The sequence below is a fragment of the Pseudomonas sp. SMV7 genome, from assembly GCF_052041995.1.
In the GTDB taxonomy this organism is placed as follows: Bacteria; Pseudomonadota; Gammaproteobacteria; order Pseudomonadales; family Pseudomonadaceae; genus Aquipseudomonas.
Window position 1 is genome coordinate 261,125 of the sequence record NZ_JBKGGT010000003.1, and the last position, 16,679, is coordinate 277,803.

Annotated in this window: 17 protein-coding genes; 13 read left to right on the forward strand and 4 right to left on the reverse strand. The window is 62.5% G+C overall.

Annotated features, from left to right (window positions below):
- Positions 1 to 10 precede the first annotated feature (10 nt).
- From ACLEJP_RS05980 to ACLEJP_RS05995, 4 genes are all read left to right on the forward strand, one after another.
- Positions 11 to 1,849, forward strand: coding sequence for a type IV secretory system conjugative DNA transfer family protein (locus tag ACLEJP_RS05980; protein ID WP_440804888.1), 1,839 nt, complete (start codon positions 11 to 13; stop codon positions 1,847 to 1,849).
- Positions 1,846 to 2,385, forward strand: coding sequence for a conjugative transfer signal peptidase TraF (gene traF / locus ACLEJP_RS05985; RefSeq protein WP_440804890.1), 540 nt, complete (start codon positions 1,846 to 1,848; stop codon positions 2,383 to 2,385). The genes ACLEJP_RS05980 and traF overlap by 4 nt, the downstream gene beginning before the upstream one ends.
- Before the next feature lie 287 nt (positions 2,386 to 2,672).
- Complete coding sequence (locus ACLEJP_RS05990; protein ID WP_440804892.1) at positions 2,673 to 3,392, forward strand: carbonic anhydrase; 720 nt, start codon at positions 2,673 to 2,675, stop codon at positions 3,390 to 3,392.
- 193 nt (positions 3,393 to 3,585) lie between these two features.
- Positions 3,586 to 5,103 (forward strand): SulP family inorganic anion transporter, encoded by a 1,518-nt coding sequence (locus tag ACLEJP_RS05995; RefSeq protein WP_440804894.1) that lies wholly within the window; start codon positions 3,586 to 3,588, stop codon positions 5,101 to 5,103.
- Between the two features lie 2 nt (positions 5,104 to 5,105).
- On the opposite strand, the gene ACLEJP_RS06000 is transcribed toward ACLEJP_RS05995, so the two are convergent.
- Positions 5,106 to 6,194: a hypothetical protein gene (locus tag ACLEJP_RS06000; RefSeq protein WP_440804896.1), complete on the reverse strand. Its 1,089-nt coding sequence runs from the start codon at positions 6,192 to 6,194 to the stop codon at positions 5,106 to 5,108.
- 102 nt (positions 6,195 to 6,296) lie between these two features.
- Entirely contained in the window at positions 6,297 to 6,941 is a 645-nt protein-coding gene (locus ACLEJP_RS06005) for a hypothetical protein (RefSeq protein ID WP_440804898.1), read from the reverse strand.
- 370 nt (positions 6,942 to 7,311) lie between these two features.
- Between ACLEJP_RS06005 and coxB the strand changes: the two genes are divergently transcribed.
- The 4 genes from coxB to ACLEJP_RS06025 are packed head-to-tail and all read left to right on the forward strand — an operon-like array spanning position 7,312 to position 11,553.
- The gene (gene coxB, locus ACLEJP_RS06010) at positions 7,312 to 8,439 is read left to right on the forward strand and encodes a cytochrome c oxidase subunit II (protein WP_225779876.1); all 1,128 of its coding nucleotides are present in this window, start codon (positions 7,312 to 7,314) and stop codon (positions 8,437 to 8,439) included.
- Positions 8,440 to 8,482: 43 nt separating this feature from the next.
- Positions 8,483 to 10,072, forward strand: coding sequence for a cytochrome c oxidase subunit I (gene ctaD / locus ACLEJP_RS06015; RefSeq protein WP_225779877.1), 1,590 nt, complete (start codon positions 8,483 to 8,485; stop codon positions 10,070 to 10,072).
- 10 nt (positions 10,073 to 10,082) lie between these two features.
- Positions 10,083 to 10,649 carry a cytochrome c oxidase assembly protein gene (locus ACLEJP_RS06020; RefSeq protein WP_440804899.1) on the forward strand — a complete coding sequence of 189 codons (567 nt, stop codon included), beginning with the start codon at positions 10,083 to 10,085 and terminating at the stop codon, positions 10,647 to 10,649.
- A 16-nt stretch (positions 10,650 to 10,665) separates the two neighbouring features.
- Complete coding sequence (locus ACLEJP_RS06025; protein WP_440804901.1) at positions 10,666 to 11,553, forward strand: cytochrome c oxidase subunit 3; 888 nt, start codon at positions 10,666 to 10,668, stop codon at positions 11,551 to 11,553.
- Positions 11,554 to 11,599: 46 nt separating this feature from the next.
- Here ACLEJP_RS06025 and ACLEJP_RS06030 read toward each other — a convergent pair whose 3' ends face one another.
- Positions 11,600 to 11,803: a twin transmembrane helix small protein gene (locus ACLEJP_RS06030; RefSeq protein ID WP_225779880.1), complete on the reverse strand. Its 204-nt coding sequence runs from the start codon at positions 11,801 to 11,803 to the stop codon at positions 11,600 to 11,602.
- A gap of 64 nt (positions 11,804 to 11,867) precedes the next feature.
- Between ACLEJP_RS06030 and ACLEJP_RS06035 the strand changes: the two genes are divergently transcribed.
- Genes ACLEJP_RS06035 through ACLEJP_RS06055 form a run of 5 tightly spaced genes read left to right on the forward strand, consistent with a single transcriptional unit; the run spans position 11,868 to position 15,751 of the window.
- Entirely contained in the window at positions 11,868 to 12,605 is a 738-nt protein-coding gene (locus tag ACLEJP_RS06035) for an SURF1 family protein (protein ID WP_440804902.1), read from the forward strand.
- Positions 12,574 to 13,155 (forward strand): hypothetical protein, encoded by a 582-nt coding sequence (locus tag ACLEJP_RS06040; protein WP_440804903.1) that lies wholly within the window; start codon positions 12,574 to 12,576, stop codon positions 13,153 to 13,155. The genes ACLEJP_RS06035 and ACLEJP_RS06040 overlap by 32 nt, the downstream gene beginning before the upstream one ends.
- 9 nt (positions 13,156 to 13,164) lie before the next feature.
- The gene (locus tag ACLEJP_RS06045; RefSeq protein ID WP_440804904.1) at positions 13,165 to 14,238 is read left to right on the forward strand and encodes a COX15/CtaA family protein; all 1,074 of its coding nucleotides are present in this window, start codon (positions 13,165 to 13,167) and stop codon (positions 14,236 to 14,238) included.
- Entirely contained in the window at positions 14,223 to 15,122 is a 900-nt protein-coding gene (gene cyoE, locus ACLEJP_RS06050; protein WP_440804905.1) for a heme o synthase, read from the forward strand. Before ACLEJP_RS06045 ends, cyoE begins: the two co-directional genes overlap by 16 nt.
- On the forward strand, positions 15,119 to 15,751 hold the full coding sequence (locus ACLEJP_RS06055) for an SCO family protein (RefSeq protein ID WP_440804906.1): 633 nt from the start codon (positions 15,119 to 15,121) through the stop codon (positions 15,749 to 15,751). The genes cyoE and ACLEJP_RS06055 overlap by 4 nt, the downstream gene beginning before the upstream one ends.
- A gap of 122 nt (positions 15,752 to 15,873) precedes the next feature.
- Here the strand turns inward: ACLEJP_RS06055 and ACLEJP_RS06060 are convergent, their stop codons facing one another.
- Positions 15,874 to 16,644, reverse strand: a complete 771-nt coding sequence (locus ACLEJP_RS06060) for a MetQ/NlpA family ABC transporter substrate-binding protein (protein WP_225779885.1) — start codon at positions 16,642 to 16,644, stop codon at positions 15,874 to 15,876.
- Positions 16,645 to 16,679 lie beyond the last annotated feature (35 nt).

Genomic DNA, 16,679 nt, shown 5'->3' on the forward strand with positions numbered 1-16,679 from the left:
GAGCGAACCCATGAAACACAATAACGCCGTCGGCCCGCAGATACGCGGCGGACAAAGCAACAGCGGCAGTACCTGGCAGGCATTGTTGGCGATCTTCTTCCTGGTTGCCGGCCTGGCCACGGCGACTCAGTACTTCGCCTACCTGTTCCAGAACCACACCGCGCTGGGCGCCAATCTGAATGGCGTTTATGCACCGTGGATGATCCTGGTATGGGCTGCCAACTGGTCGGGCCAGTATCAGGACTCGCTGATGCGCGCCGGCTCCCTTGGCATGCTGGTCAGCGGCGTGGGCATGATGGCGGTAATGATCATCCGGCTGATCAACAGCAACAGTGCCAGGGCTAACGCGTTCCTGCATGGTTCGGCGCGTTGGGGCGAGCGCAAGGACATCGAGAGTGCCGGTTTGCTGGCTGACGAGGGTGTGTATGTGGGGGCCTGGCTGGACAAGCGTAACAAGCTGCATTACCTGCGTCATAACGGCCCAGAGCACATCCTTACATTCGCCCCGACCCGCAGCGGCAAGGGCGTCGGCCTGGTGATTCCGACCTTGTTGTCGTGGAAGCACAGCGCAGTGATTACCGACCTCAAAGGCGAGTTATGGGCGCTGACCGCCGGCTGGCGGCAGAAGCATGCCGGCAACCGGGTGCTGCGCTTCGAGCCGGCCACGGCAAACGGCTGCGTGGGCTGGAACCCGCTGGAGGAAATTCGCCTTGGCACCGAATTCGAGGTGGGTGACGTGCAGAACCTGGCCACACTGATCGTCGACCCGGACGGCAAGGGCCTCAACGACCACTGGCAAAAAACTTCGCAGGCGATGCTGGTGGGCTGCATCCTGCACCTGTGCTACCGCTCGCTGGATGAAGGTGGGGTAGCCAGTTTGCCGGCCCTGGACGCCATGCTCGCCGACCCGTCGCGGCCGATCAGTGAGCTGTGGGAGGAAATGACTCACTATGGGCACCTCGGTGGTGAAAACCACCCGCTGGTGGGCTCTGCCGCGCGCGACATGCTCGATCGCCCGGCGGAAGAGGCCGGCTCGGTGCTGTCCACGGCCAAATCGTACCTGTCGCTGTTCCGCGACCCAATCGTGGCGCGCAATGTCGCCCGCTCGGAATTCAAGATACGCGACCTGATGAACCACGACGACCCGGTCAGCCTGTTCATCATCACCCAGCCCAACGACAAGGCGCGCCTGCGCCCGCTGGTGCGCATCCTGGTGAACATGATAGTCCGCCTGCTGGCTGACAAGATGGACTTCGAGGACGGCCGGCCCAAGGCTCATTACAAACACCGCCTGCTGATGATGCTCGACGAGTTCCCGAGCCTGGGCAAGCTCGACATCATGCAGGAGTCGCTGGCCTTTGTGGCCGGCTACGGTATCAAGTGCTACCTGATCATCCAGGACTTGTCGCAGCTGCAGGAGTTCTACGGGCAGAACGAGAGCATCACCTCCAACTGCCATATTCAGAACGCCTACCCGCCGAACCGCGTGGAAACCGCAGAGCACCTGTCCAAGCTCACTGGGCAGACCACCATCGTCAAGGAGCAGATCACTACCAGCGGGCGCCGCTCCAGTGCGCTACTCGGCCAAGTGTCGCGCACCATCCAGGAAGTGCAGCGGCCACTGCTGACCACTGACGAGGCCCTGCGCATGCCTGGCCCGCGCAAGGACAGCCAGGGCAACATTGAAGAAGCCGGCGACATGGTGGTGTACTGCGCCGGTTACCCGGCGTTCTATGGCAAACAGCCGCTGTACTTCCAGGACCCGATCTTCCTCGCCCGCGCCAAGGTGCCGGCGCCGCGTGAAAGCGACCGCACCATTGACATACGTGGTACGGCGACGCCGGCATGAGGCGACCGCTGAGCGTGGCCGCCCTGCTGGCTATCCTGTTCCTGCTGCTATTGCCACTGGTACTGAATGGCGGCGCCCGGATCAACATCACCAGCAGCTTCCCGCCGGGCATCTACTGGGTAGTCGACAAGACGCCGGAAAAAGGCGACCTGGTCATGTTCTGCCCACCCCGGCGGCCGGTGTTTGACCTGGCGCACGCACGCGGTTACCTGAGCAGCGGGCCATGTCCAGGGGGATACATGCGCATGATCAAGCGCCTGGTAGCGGTTCCGGGTGACGAGGTGCTGATCGGCTCCGCAGGCGTCAGTGTCAATGGCCATCTGCAGGCCCGCAGCGAGCCATTGTCCAGGGACCCCAGCGGCCGCCGCATGCCGCACCCGGTATCTGCGCATTTCCGCCTGGCCGAGGGCGAGGTGCTGATGCTCTCCGATTACAGTCGCTTGTCGTTCGATGGTCGCTATTTTGGCGCCGTACCGCAGGTTCAGCTGGATGAGGTGATCCGGCCCTGGCTGGTGTGGAACAGCTCGTCCCGGTAAGCACCGTGGAACGCTACCCCCAGTGCTACTAATTGGAATGAATAATTGCACTAATGGTACTTGGCAGCTGATGGTTTTTTGCTATTATCGAATTCCCGCCTCTCTCATCTGGAACACCCGTTCTAGAGCCTCCGAATTAAGTTTCAGTTAAGTTTTCCCCGCTAGCGTAGGAAATCAGTCCACACCGACTGTGATCTATGGCCCGTGCGTGTCATCTAAAACCCTGCATAGCCAGAATCTTTCACCGGTAAAATGGATTTACCTACACACCGTCAAGAGGATGAATCATGCCCGTCAAGGACCCATCCAAGGTCGTTCCGCAGGTCCCCGCGGAGAGCGCCGATGCCGCCCTTAAGCACATCGTCGACGGCTTCCTGCGTTTTCACCATGACGTTTTCCCCGAGCAGCAAGAGCTGTTCAAGAAGCTCGCCACCGCGCAAACCCCGCGCGCCATGTTCATCACCTGTGCCGACTCGCGCATCGTTCCCGAGCTGATTACCCAGAGCTCGCCGGGCGACTTGTTCGTGACCCGTAACGTCGGCAACGTGGTACCGCCCTACGGTCAGATGAACGGCGGCGTTTCCAGTGCCATCGAGTACGCCGTGCTGGCGTTGAAAGTGCACCACATCATCGTCTGTGGCCACTCCGACTGCGGCGCCATGCGTGCGGTGCTCAACCCGCAGTCGCTGGCCAAGATGCCGACCGTTTCCGCCTGGTTGCGCCACGCCGAAGTGGCCCGCACCGTGGTCGAGAACAACTGCTCGTGCGGAAGCGAACACGAAACGATGCAGGTGCTGACCAAGGAAAACGTCATCGCCCAGCTGCATCACCTGCGCACCCACCCGTCGGTGGCTTCGCGCCTGGCAGCCGGTGAGCTGTTCATCCATGGCTGGGTCTACGACATCGAGACCAGCAAGATCGAAGCCTACGACGCCGCCAGCGATAGCTTCCTGCCGCTGGCCGCTGGCGAGCCGGTCCCCTGCGCTACTCCGAGAGGCCGCTACTAAGCGACCCATCCGCCTGCTGAAACCTTGATAGCCGGCTGCACCCTTCCGGGGTGTGGCGCGGCCTTCGGCTGCCTTTAATTCCCTGACTGCCCTGCCGGCATGCCTGCTGGCGGCCTGCGCCTGCGCGCTTGTCAGGGGCAAACGTGCCCATGGCCAGGGGAATGGCTGTGTGACAAAGAAAGGAGAAACAACGGTGAACATTACACAGTTGAAAGCGGCCCTGCCGCGTGAGTTGCTGGCGTCGGTAGTGGTCTTCCTGGTGGCCCTGCCGTTATGCATGGGTATTGCAATCGCTTCGGGGATGCCGCCGGCCAAAGGCTTGATTACCGGCATCATCGGCGGCGTCGTCGTGGGTTTCCTCGCTGGCTCGCCGCTGCAGGTGAGTGGCCCGGCCGCTGGCCTGGCCGTGCTGGTGTTCGAACTGGTGCGCCAGCATGGCATGGCCATGCTCGGGCCGATCTTGCTGCTGGCTGGCCTGCTGCAATTGCTGGCCGGGCGCCTGCGCCTGGGGTGCTGGTTCCGTGTCACCGCCCCAGCGGTTGTTTACGGCATGCTCGCAGGTATCGGTGTGCTGATCGTCCTGTCCCAGGTGCATGTGATGTTCGACACAACACCGCAGCCTTCGGGCCTGCAGAACCTGGTGGAATTTCCTTCGACCGTGGCGGCTGCCCTGCCGGTGGAGAATGCGGGCTCTGGTTGGCAAGCCGGTGCACTCGGGCTGGGTACCATCGCCATCATGTGGGGGTGGGAGCGCTTGCGGCCGCGCAAGCTGCGTTTCGTTCCCGGTGCCTTGTTGGGCGTGGCAGCGATGACGGTTATCGCCATGTGGCTGGCACTGCCGGTGAACCGGGTACAGGTGCCGACGGACCTGACCGAAGCCATCGACTGGATCCGCCCCGATGACCTCATGAAGCTGGCCGATCCTTCCCTGCTGGTTGCCGCTTTCGCATTGGCCTTCATCGCCAGCGCCGAAACCTTGTTGTCCGCCGCTGCGGTGGATCGCATGCATAGCGGGCAACGTTCAGACTTCGACCGTGAGCTCTCGGCACAAGGGATTGGCAACATGCTTTGCGGGTTGCTGGGCGCGCTGCCAATGACTGGCGTCATCGTACGCAGCTCGGCCAATGTGCAGGCAGGTGCACAAACACGGGCTTCGGCCATTCTGCATGGCGCATGGTTGTTGGCGTTCGTCGTGGCTCTGGGCAGCGTGCTGCAGCAGATTCCGGTGGCGAGCCTGGCGGGCGTGCTGGTGTACACCGGCGTGAAGCTGGTCGACTTCAAGGCCCTGCGCGGCCTGAGCCGCTACGGCAGGATGCCGATGTTCACCTACGTGGCGACAGCCGTGACGATCATCTTTACCGACCTGTTGACCGGGGTGTTGCTGGGCTTTGCCCTGACGCTGCTGAAGCTGGCCTTCAAGGCGGCACGCCTGAAGATCAGCCTCGCCCAGCTCGAGACCAGCGGCCATATGGAGTTACGCCTGAGCGGTGCGGCAACCTTCCTCAAGGTACCTGCCCTGACCCAGGTACTCGATAGCGTGCCTGCGGGGACTACGTTGCATGTGCCGCTGGCCAACCTGACCTACATCGACCACTCCTGCCTGGAGCTGCTGGAGGACTGGAGCAGAACCAGTGGCTCGATCCTGCGCATTGAACAACGAGGGCTCAAGCGCAGGGTGGAGGGACGTCTGCGAAGCGTGGCGGGTGCCTGAGGTCAGTTCTTCACCTCGATCAGCTCTGGTGAACCCGGCCAAGTACCGGTCAGGTTGACCGTACGGGTGCCACCCAGCCACTCGGTGGCGGGGGTGTTCCACTTCAGCGATTTGCGGTTATTCGCGCCGATGTTGACGAATTCCGCTGTCAGCACCATCTCGGTGGCTGTCAGCGGGATATCGCCAAAGCTCGCCGAGCTACCGCCGATTACGGTACTGGAATGTTCCACAGGGCCAGAGGGCGTCTGGTAGGCGAGCGTGACTTTGGTGGTGTAGGTAGTCAGAGACGAGGCCTTGCTGTCGACATGCAGGTTCAATACCCCAATCTTGCCGACCCAGCTCGGAATCAACACCCGGCTGCCTGCGTACGATGCGAAGTAATAGGCCACAGGCAGGGGGGCTGTTGCCACTTCACCGCTTTTGGCCGGCAGGGTGTGTGTCTCGACTTCACTTGAGTTGCTGATGAACAGATAACTCGCCTTGCCGTTGCCCGAAATGCCCTCTTCACCGAGCAAGCGGTTCAGGCCAGTCGCGCTGCCGGCAACGGTGAAGCTTGCCTTGCTCTTCTTTGACACCGCATTCAGGCCACTGCTGGCGTAGACCACCGAGGTGACGACGCCAAAACCTTCCGATATACCGGCGCTGGTTGCCATGTTCACCTTGCGTGCCTGGGCAAGCAGCCATTCGTACTGATCGTCCAGCACGCAGAGGTTGCAGATGCTGTGCTCACCGGCGATGGCAAACTCGGAGGTGATGGCATTTTCCTTGTCGAAGGTCCACTCCAATGCGGCATCCGGTTTGACCTCGACCCCCGTGACCGGATCGAGGATCACTCCCTGCCCTTTGGCGCTGACGCTCCTGCAGGTCACACCACTGGACTTGAAGTCCCACTTGCGGCTCTGCAGATTCTTGCTGACCTCGACGCCGGGCAGGGCATCGGCGACCAGCTTGAAGTCGCCGGAATCGGAATCGACGATGCCGACGGCGCCAGGCTTGATCGATGGGTTGAGGCCCCAGTTGCCCCATATCGTGCGATAGGTACCACGCAGCAGGTCCGTGAACACTCGGTTTCTTCTGATCGTCATTGTCATCACCTTGAAATAGGAAAGCGCCGCCTTCAGACGGCGGGATGACAGTAGCGATGAGCCCGAACGGGTAGCAGAAGGACCGCCTTCCCCGGACGGTCGTGCGGGTCAGGCGCCTGTCTGGCCGAACGCCACGTTCAACTGACGGGACAGGCACGGCCAGCGCTTCCAGGCCGCGCCTGTCTGCGGGCTGCTCAGGGCTGCGCGATAGGCTTCCACCGACTCGCTGGCGAAGCTCTCGTCGTCGAGCATCTGATCCACCGAATGATGCACCACCTCATCCAGCTGGTTGGCGAAGGTTTCACCAATCAACTGGTGGGCGATCAGGTTGGCAACGGTGGTGTCGACCGGAATCAGCGGCTGCTGGAAGTGGCGGATGTACAGGTCGTTGACCTCCTCCACCAGGCGGTGCGCCAGGTAAGCCTCATCCAGCAGGCAGTCCAGCCCCACATGCCCCTGCATCACGCTGGGCGGCTGCAGGAAGTAAGCCTCGGCAATCTTCAGTACCGGGGTGATCTGCGATTCGATCCCGGCTTCGCGGGCCACCTCGTGGGCAGCCTCCAGCAGTTCCGGAACCTGGTCGATGTAGGCGCTGACGAAGCGCGCCAAAGTACCCTGGGCGTCCTGCTCAGGCAGTTGGATCAAGGGGTGCAGATGGGGCAGTTGCAGCTCGAGACGCTTTTTCAGTTGGCCGGTCCGGCCTTCGTGTTGGTGGGCTTGGCTTACCTGCTCGCGTACAGCAGCGATGTTCATGACAACTCCAGGGACATTACGTTTCAAACGGAAGACACTAAATTAGCTCGGTATACAGAATACCTAAGACGCATTTGTTATAAGTGGCGCAACGCTGCGCATGCTTAGGTATATCGAAATGCCATTATCGCGCCATGCGCTGTCAAGCGCGCGGTTTTCCGCACGGTTCGGCCATTTCATGAAGTTCATTTCACCGGTGTCGTTGCGTGCCATTGGTCGCTGTCTATACTCCCGGTGAACGTGATTCGTTGATGAGGCCCGACTGCTTTTAGCAGGGGCTCGGTCGTCGAAGCCAGGCAGTCTTGACCGCCGTTCCCTCTTGCCGCAGGCCACGCCTCCGGGACTACAAGAACGAGAAGGGGAACCCGCAATGATGCGACATCCACATGTCTGGATGGGCCTCCTGTTGTGGTCGGTTTTTGGTCAGGCCAACGCTGCCTGGACCGTGAACATGCACCCGGGGGCGACGGAAGTCTCCAACGCCGTCTTCGACCTGCACATGACCATCTTCTGGATCTGCGTGATCATCGGCGTCGTCGTGTTCGGCGCAATGTTCTGGTCCATGGTCATCCACCGCCGCTCCACCGGCCAGCAGGCTGCGCATTTCCATGAGCATACCTGGGTGGAGATCCTCTGGACCGTAGTCCCATTCCTGATTCTGGTGGCGATGGCGATCCCGGCCACCAAGACCCTGATCGACATCTACGACGCCAGTGAGTCGGACATCGACATACAGGTCACCGGCTACCAGTGGAAATGGCACTACAAATACCTTGGCCAGGACGTGGAGTTCTTCAGCAACCTGGCCACCCCTGCCGACCAGATCCATAACCAGGCTCCCAAGGACGAGCACTACCTGCTCGAAGTCGACCAGCCGCTGGTGCTGCCGGTCGGCGCCAAGGTGCGCTTCCTGGTGACCGCCGCCGACGTCATCCACTCCTGGTGGGTGCCGGCGTTCGCGGTCAAGCGTGATGCCATCCCCGGTTTCGTCAACGAAGCCTGGACCCGTATCGACAAGCCCGGCATCTACCGTGGCCAGTGCACCGAGCTGTGCGGCAAGGACCATGGCTTCATGCCGGTGGTGGTCGAGGTCAAGTCCAAGGCCGATTACGACACCTGGCTTGGCGAGCGCAAGGCCGAAGCCGCCAAGCTCAAGGAGCTGACCAGCAAGGAATGGACCCTGCAAGAGCTGGTGGAGCGTGGCGACAAGGTCTACCACACCACCTGCGTGGCCTGTCACCAGGCCGAAGGCCAGGGCTTGCCGCCGATGTTCCCGGCGCTCAAGGGCTCGAAGATCGCTACCGGGCCGAAGGAGGCCCACCTGGGCATCGTCTTCCATGGCAAGCCCGGCACTGCCATGGCCGCCTTCGGCAAGCAGCTTTCGGAAGTCGACATCGCCGCCGTGATCACCTACGAGCGTAACGCCTGGGGCAACAACAAAGGCGACATGGTCACGCCGAAGGACGTGTTGGCACTGAAGCAGGCAGAAGCGCAATGAACCGGGTTACGCGCGGCAATCAGTGGATTGCAGGAGACAGGACATGAGTGCAGTGATCGACGACCACGCCCACGGCCATGAGCATGCACACGGGCCAGCCAAGGGCCTGATGCGCTGGGTGCTGACCACCAACCACAAGGACATCGGCACGATGTACCTGTGGTTCAGCTTCATCATGTTCCTGCTCGGCGGCTCGTTCGCCATGGTGATCCGCGCCGAACTGTTCCAGCCCGGGTTGCAGATCGTGGAACCGGCGTTCTTCAACCAGATGACCACCATGCACGGCCTGATCATGGTGTTCGGCGCCGTGATGCCGGCTTTCGTCGGCCTGGCCAACTGGATGATCCCGCTGATGATTGGTGCGCCCGACATGGCCCTGCCACGGATGAACAACTTCAGTTTCTGGTTGTTGCCAGCGGCCTTCCTGTTGCTGGTGTCGACCCTGTTCAGCCCGGGAGGCGGGCCGAATTTCGGCTGGACCTTCTACGCCCCGCTGTCCACCACCTACGCCCCGGCCAGTGTCACCTTCTTCATCTTCGCCATCCACCTGATGGGTATCAGCTCGATCATGGGCGCGATCAACGTGATCGCCACCATCCTCAACCTGCGCGCGCCGGGCATGACCCTGATGAAGATGCCGCTGTTCGTCTGGACCTGGCTGATTACCGCGTTCCTGCTGATTGCAGTGATGCCGGTGCTGGCCGGTGTGGTGACCATGATGCTGATGGACATCCACTTCGGCACCAGCTTCTTCAGTGCCGCCGGTGGTGGTGACCCGGTGCTGTTCCAGCACGTGTTCTGGTTCTTCGGCCACCCCGAGGTATACATCATGATCCTGCCGGCCTTCGGCGCGGTCAGTTCGATCATCCCGGCGTTCTCGCGCAAGCCGCTGTTCGGCTACACCTCCATGGTGTACGCCACCGGCGCGATCGCCTTCCTGTCATTCATCGTCTGGGCCCATCACATGTTCGTGGTCGGCATCCCGGTGGTCGGCGAACTGTTCTTCATGTACGCAACCATGCTGATCGCCGTGCCCACCGGGGTGAAGGTGTTTAACTGGGTCAGCACCATGTGGGAGGGCTCGCTCACCTTCGAGACGCCGATGCTGTTTGCCATCGCCTTCGTCATCCTGTTCACCATCGGCGGCTTCAGCGGGTTGATGCTGGCCATCGCGCCGGCCGATTTCCAGTACCACGACACCTATTTCGTGGTGGCGCACTTCCACTACGTGCTGGTGCCCGGGGCCATCTTCGGGATCTTCGCCTCGGCCTACTACTGGCTGCCGAAATGGACCGGCCACATGTACGACGAAACCCTCGGTAAGCTGCACTTCTGGCTGTCGTTCATCGGCATGAACCTGGCGTTCTTCCCCATGCACTTCGTCGGGCTGGCCGGCATGCCGCGGCGAATTCCCGACTACAACCTGCAATTTGCCGACTTCAACATGGTGTCGTCGATCGGCGCCTTCATGTTCGGTGCCACGCAGATTTTCTTCCTGTTCATCGTCATCAAGTGCATCCGTGGCGGCGCGCCGGCGCCGGCCAAACCCTGGGATGGCGCTGAGGGCCTGGAGTGGTCGATTCCCTCGCCTGCGCCCTACCACACTTTCCAGACCCCACCGGAAGTGAAGTAGGAACGCTGCCATGAACGGCCTTTCGCTCAGACACCTGGTGCTGCGCCTGCTGATGCTGACGGTGGTGATGTTTGCCTTCGGCTTCGCCCTGGTGCCGATCTACGACGTGATGTGCAAGGCTTTCGGCATCAATGGCAAGACTGGCGGGCAGTATGAAGGCAGCCAGCTTGCCGACCCGACGCGTTCGGTGCGGGTGCAGTTCATGTCGACCAATGCCGGCGACATGGTCTGGGACTTCTACTCCACGGCGGATCAGCTGGAAGTCAACCCGGGCGCGGTGAACCAGATGATCTTCATCGCCCACAACCCGACCGATCGGCCAATGAGTGCCCAGGCCATCCCCAGCATTACCCCGGCCGAGGCTGCGGCGTACTTCCACAAGACCGAGTGCTTCTGCTTTACCCAGCAGGTGCTGCAGCCCGGCGAACGCATCGAGATGCCGGTGCGCTTCATCGTCGACCGCGACCTGCCGGCCAGCGTGAAGCACCTGACACTGGCCTACACCTTGTTCGACATCACCGCTCGCCACCCGCCGGTCGCGCACATCGCGGCGCAGGACGTCCAGGGCGCCCGTTAAGGGAAGGAGAACAGCAATGGCAAGTCACGAGCACTACTACGTCCCGGCGCAGAGCAAATGGCCGATCATCGCCACCATCGGCATGTTCATCACCGTGTTCGGCCTGGGTACCTGGTTCAACGACATGAAGGCCGGCCACCCTGAGTCGCACGGGCCGCTGATCTTCTTCGTTGGCGCATTGTTCCTGGCCTACATGTTGTTTGGCTGGTTCGGCTCGGTGGTGCGGGAGAGCCGCGCGGGGCTGTACAGCCCGCAGCTGGACCGTTCGTTCCGCTGGGGCATGAGTTGGTTCATCTTTTCCGAGGTGATGTTCTTCCTGGCGTTCTTCGGTGCGCTGTTCTATGTGCGCGTGCTGGCCGGCCCGTGGCTGGGGGGGGAAGGGGCCAAGGGGGTGGCGCACATGCTGTGGCCGACTTTCGACTTCACCTGGCCGCTACTGCACACGCCGGACCCGAAACTGTTCCCGCCGCCGAAGGAAGTGATCGACCCGTGGCACCTGCCGCTGATCAACACCATCCTGCTGGTGAGCTCCAGCGTGACCATCACCATTGCCCACCATGCGCTGCGCCGTGACCACCGTGGCGCGCTGAAATTGTGGATGGCGCTGACCATCATCCTCGGGGCCAGCTTCATTGCGCTGCAGGCCTACGAGTACCACGAGGCCTACACCAAGCTGGGGCTGACGCTGGGCTCGGGGATCTACGGCGCGACGTTCTTCATGCTGACCGGCTTCCACGGGGCCCACGTGACGCTGGGCACGATCATCCTGATCGTGATGTTCCTGCGCATCCTGCGTGGGCACTTCAACCCGGACAAGCACTTTGGTTTCGAGGCCGCCAGCTGGTACTGGCATTTCGTCGACGTGGTCTGGGTGGGGCTGTTCATCTTTGTATACGTGCTTTGACAACTGACTGCTCCCACGAGGCGGGGCCAGTCGAAGTGATACAGATTCAGAAGGGGGCGTGAGAAACCAGCTGACCACTGATGAAGCCCCAGGCGACCAGGCCGATGGTCAGGGCTGCCAGGGTCACCCGCACGGTCAGCGCCTTCAGCAGGCGGGTCGAGTTTTCCTCGTCCTTGACCAGAAACACCAGCCCACTGAACAGGCTGGCAATCGTGGCCAACAGCATCAGGACAATCGCGGCCTTGAGCATGGCGATACTCCCGGGGGGATGCGGTGATGTGGACAAGTATAGCGAGCGACCTGGCGAGGCACCGATGAGGCCGTTTCGCCCGGGCTGGGTACCCACCCTGGTGGTGCTTGCGCTACTGCCGGGGCTGGTCGCGCTGGGCTGCTGGCAGCTCGGCCGCGCCACGGAAAAGCGCCTGCTGCTGGCCACTTATGCCGAGCGCCGGGCCGAGGCGCCCCTGGCCATGGCACAGCTGACCGCAAACCCGGACAACGCCTTCCGCCGCGTGCACCTGTATGGCCGCTTCGACGGTGAACACAGCCTTTTGCTCGACAACCGCCTGCGCGATGGCCGGGCCGGTGTCGAGTTGCTGCAACCCTTCCATGACCAGGCCAGCGGCCTGTGGCTGCTGGTCAATCGTGGCTGGTTGCCATGGCCGGATCGCCGCGTGCCGGTGCACTTCGATACGCCAGCCCAGGCGCTGGCGCTGGATGCTGCGGTGTATGTCACGCCAGGCAGCACGTTCCAGTTGCACCCCGACCCGGCAGGCGGCCAGTGGCCGCATTTGCTGACCGCTGTCGATGCCGCACAGCTGTGGCAGCAGCTCGATCGCGAAGGCTTCGCCCATGAACTGCGCCTGGAACCTGGCCCGGCAGCCTATCGCCTGGACTGGCCGGTTGTCGCCATGGGCCCGGAAAAACACCTGGGGTACGCCGTGCAGTGGTTTGCCCTCGCGGCTGCGCTGGTGCTGCTCTACCTCTATTTCGGCTGGCACCACAACAAGGAGAAACGCCATGGCCACCGCCACTCCACTGGACGTGCCTGAACGCAGCAAACCCAGAGCCCGTGGGCGTTTGCAACTGATCCTGATCCTTCTGGTGGTGCTCGGGCCGATGATCCTTGCCACCAGCATGTACAAGCTGAAATTCTGGGTGCCGGATGGCCGCAGCTACCACGGCGTGATGATTGGCAACGGTGAAAGCCGTGCCGATCTTGGCGTGGCGGGCCAGGACGAACGCTGGCAATTGCTGGTAAGCGCCCCCGAAGCCTGTGCCGATGATTGCCAGCGCCTGGTGTACCTGGCCCGGCAGATCCAGGTGGGCCTGGGCCGTGACGCCAGCCGTGCCAGCCATGCGCTGGCCAGCGCCCAGCCGCTGAGCGCCGACTACCAGGTGCTGCTTGGCCGCGAGTATCCACAGTTGCAGCGTTACCCACTGGATGCGCAACGCTACCTGCAGAAGGTCGGCGAGGCCGGCCCGCAGCTGTGGATCGTCGACCCGCACGGCAACCTGGTGCTGCGCTACGACGCCAAGGTCAACGGCAAGCATGTGCTGGACGACCTGCGCCACCTGCTCAAGCTGTCCAACATCGGCTAGGAGCCTGCCATGGCCAGACCCGGATTCCGCCTTGCTGTGTTCGCCACCCTGCTGGCACTGCTGGTCGTCCTGCTTGGTGCCTATACCCGCCTGACCCACGCCGGCCTCGGTTGCCCAGACTGGCCAGGTTGCTATGGCTTCATCAGCGTGCCCAAGAGCGAAGCGCAGCTGGCCCATGCCGAGCTGCATTTTCCCGATCATCCGGTGGAAGCTGCCAAGGGTTGGGCGGAAATGGTGCATCGCTACTTCGCCGGCACGCTGGCGGTGGTCATCGCCCTGCTCGCCTTCCAGGCGGTGCGCCATCATAGCCGCGATGGGCAGCCTTATCGGCTGCCCTTGCTGTTGCTGGGCGTGGTGCTGGCCCAGGCCGCTTTCGGCATGTGGACCGTTACCCTGCAACTCTGGCCGCAAGTGGTGACTGCACACCTGCTGGGCGGCTTCACCACGCTGAGCTTGCTGTTCCTGTTATCCCTGCGTCTGTCCCGGGCGTTTGCGCCTTTGCCAAAATTGCCGCTGAGCCTGCGTCGGGTCGCTGCGCTGGCGTTGCTGGTAGTGATTGGCCAGGTCGCCCTTGGCGGTTGGGTCAGCTCCAATTACGCCGCCGTGGCCTGCATCGACTTGCCGACCTGTCACGGTGAGTGGTGGCCGGCAGCCGACTTCAGCAATGGCTTCCATCTGACCCAGCAGGTCGGCCCGAATTACCTGGGTGGCCAGCTCGACAGCGACGCGCGCACCGCTATCCACATCAGCCACCGCCTGGGAGCACTGGCGGTAACGCTTGTGCTGTTGCTGCTCAGCTGGAAGCTGCACCGCAACCAGCTCAATGGCCTGGCGCGCCTGGTATTGCTGGCATTGGCGCTGCAGGTGAGCCTGGGCCTGGCCAACGTGGTGTTCCACCTGCCTCTGGCAGTGGCCGTGGCGCACAACGCTGGCGGGGCGCTGCTGCTGCTGACCATGGTTTTCCTGAACTACCGCATCCGGGTGGCTGACCAAATTCATATCAGCCATGGCTGGCGCCTGACGCCGATGGCCGGCGCGGGCGTCGCCCCACACCCGAGGAATGCACTGTGGCGACGCTTCTGAAAGCACAGGGACAACGTGCCGGCTGGCGCGACTACCTGGAACTGACCAAGCCCAAGGTGGTGGTGCTGATGCTGATCACCTCGCTGGTGGGCATGTTGCTCGCCAGCCGTGCCGGGGTGGCCTGGCAGGTGCTGGTGTTCGGCAACCTCGGCATTGGCTTGTGCGCAGGCGGTGCGGCGGTGGTCAATCACGTCGTGGACCGGCGTATCGATGCCCTGATGGCGCGCACCCACAAGCGCCCTCTGGCCCAAGGGCGCGTCGAGCCGCTGCCGGCGCTGCTGTTTGCCTTGGGCCTGGCGCTGGCGGGCATGGCCTTGTTGCTGGTGTTCACCAACCCCCTTACGGCCTGGCTGACCCTGGCTTCGCTGGTGGGCTATGCGGTGATCTATACCGGCTTTCTCAAGCGTGCCACGCCACAGAACATCGTCATCGGCGGCCTGGCCGGGGCCGCCCCGCCGCTGCTTGGCTGGGTCGCGGTCACCGGGCACGTCAGTGCCGAACCGCTGTTGCTGGTGCTGATCATCTTTGCCTGGACGCCACCGCATTTCTGGGCCCTGGCCATTCACCGCAAAGCGGAATATGCCAAGGCCGACATCCCGATGCTGCCGGTGACCCACGGCGAGCGCTACACCAAGCTGCATATCCTGCTGTACACCCTGGTGCTGCTGGCGATCACCCTGCTGCCCTACGTCATCCACATGAGTGGCCCGCTGTACCTGGCCTGTGCCGTCCTGCTGGGTGCGCGCTTCCTGCAATGGGCCTGGGTGTTGTACCGTGGCAGCCGGCCGCACGCGGCGATCGGCACCTTCAAGTACTCTATCGGCTACCTGTTCGCGCTGTTCATCGCGTTGCTCGTTGACCACTACCTGTTGCTGAACCTATGACCCGAACCCAGAAAACTGTCTTCATCCTCGTTGCCCTGGTCGCGCTGATTCTGGGCCTGACCGTCAACAAGGTCCTCAATGGCCGCGGCCAACCCAACCCGACCGAGCTGATCGATGCCGGCATCATCCTGCTGCCGCAGAGCCGTGCCGTGGCCGACGTCACCATGACCAACCAGGATGGCCAGCCGGTGCGCCTGGATGACCTGAAAGGCAAATGGTCGCTGCTGTTCTTTGGCTACACGTATTGCCCGGATATCTGCCCGACCACCCTGGCCCAGCTGCGCCAGGTCAAGAGCGAGCTGCCCAAGGAGGCGGTCGATCGGCTGCAGGTGGTGCTGGTGAGCGTGGACCCGAACCGTGACACGCCGAACCAGCTGAAACAGTACCTGGGTTATTTCGACAAGGACTTCGTCGGGGTGGCGGGGTCGATCGAGGATACCCAGAAGCTGGCCAATGCCTTGAGCATTCCGTTCATTCCAGCGGATACCAGCAAGCCGGGGTATACCGTGGATCACAGCGGCAACCTGGCGGTTGTGGGGCCGGACGGGCGCCAGCGCGGGTTCATTCGGGCGCCGTTCAACAACCAGAAGCTTGTGGCGCAGTTGCCGGGGCTGGTGAAGCGGGACTGAGTGGGTCCCCTGAAAAGCTTCGCGGGCACGCCCGCTCCCACAGAGATATCACAAGGCCTGAGGCCAGCGATGTACCTGTGGGAGCGGGCGTGCCCGCGAAGAATCCAGCGCGATAGTTCGGATCAGAACGCCGGAACCACAGCGCCCTTGTACTTCTCGTTGATGAACTGCTTGACCTCAGGCGAGTGCAGCGCAGCGGCCAGCTTCTTCATCGCCTCCGAGTCCTTGTTGTCCGGGCGGGCAACCAGGATGTTCACGTACGGCGAATCGCTGCCTTCGATCACCAGGGCGTCTTTTTCCGGGTTCAGCTTGGCTTCCAGCGCATAGTTGGTGTTGATCAGGGCGGCATCGACCTGGGTCAGCACGCGCGGGATGGTGGCGGCTTCCAGCTCACGGAATTTCAGGCTTTTCGGGTTTTCGGCAACATCCTTCACGGTGGACAGGATGTTCTTGTTGTCCTTCAGCTTGATCACGCCGGCCTTGTCCAGCAGCAGCAGGGCGCGGCCACCGTTGGTAGCGTCGTTGGGGATGACCACGGTGGCGCCGGAGGACAGCTCGTCCAGCTTCTTGATCTTGGCCGAGTACACGCCCAGTGGCTCGATATGCACGCCAGTCACGCTGACCAGCTGGGTACCCTTGGCCTTGTTGAATTCATCCAGGTACGGCTGGTGCTGGAAGAAGTTGGCATCCAGGCGCTTTTCCGCCACTTGCACGTTCGGCTGGATGTAATCGGTGAATTCCTTGACCTTCAGCTCCACGCCCTCTTTTGCCAGGGCAGGTTTGACGAAGTTGAGGATCTCGGCGTGTGGCACCGGGGTGGCGGCGACGGTCAGGGACTCGGCGTGGGCCGAGAAGGCCGCGACAGCGGCGACAACAGCAAGCAGCTTCTTCATTGAGCACTCCTTGTGAGGGCCGCGACGGCCCCCGA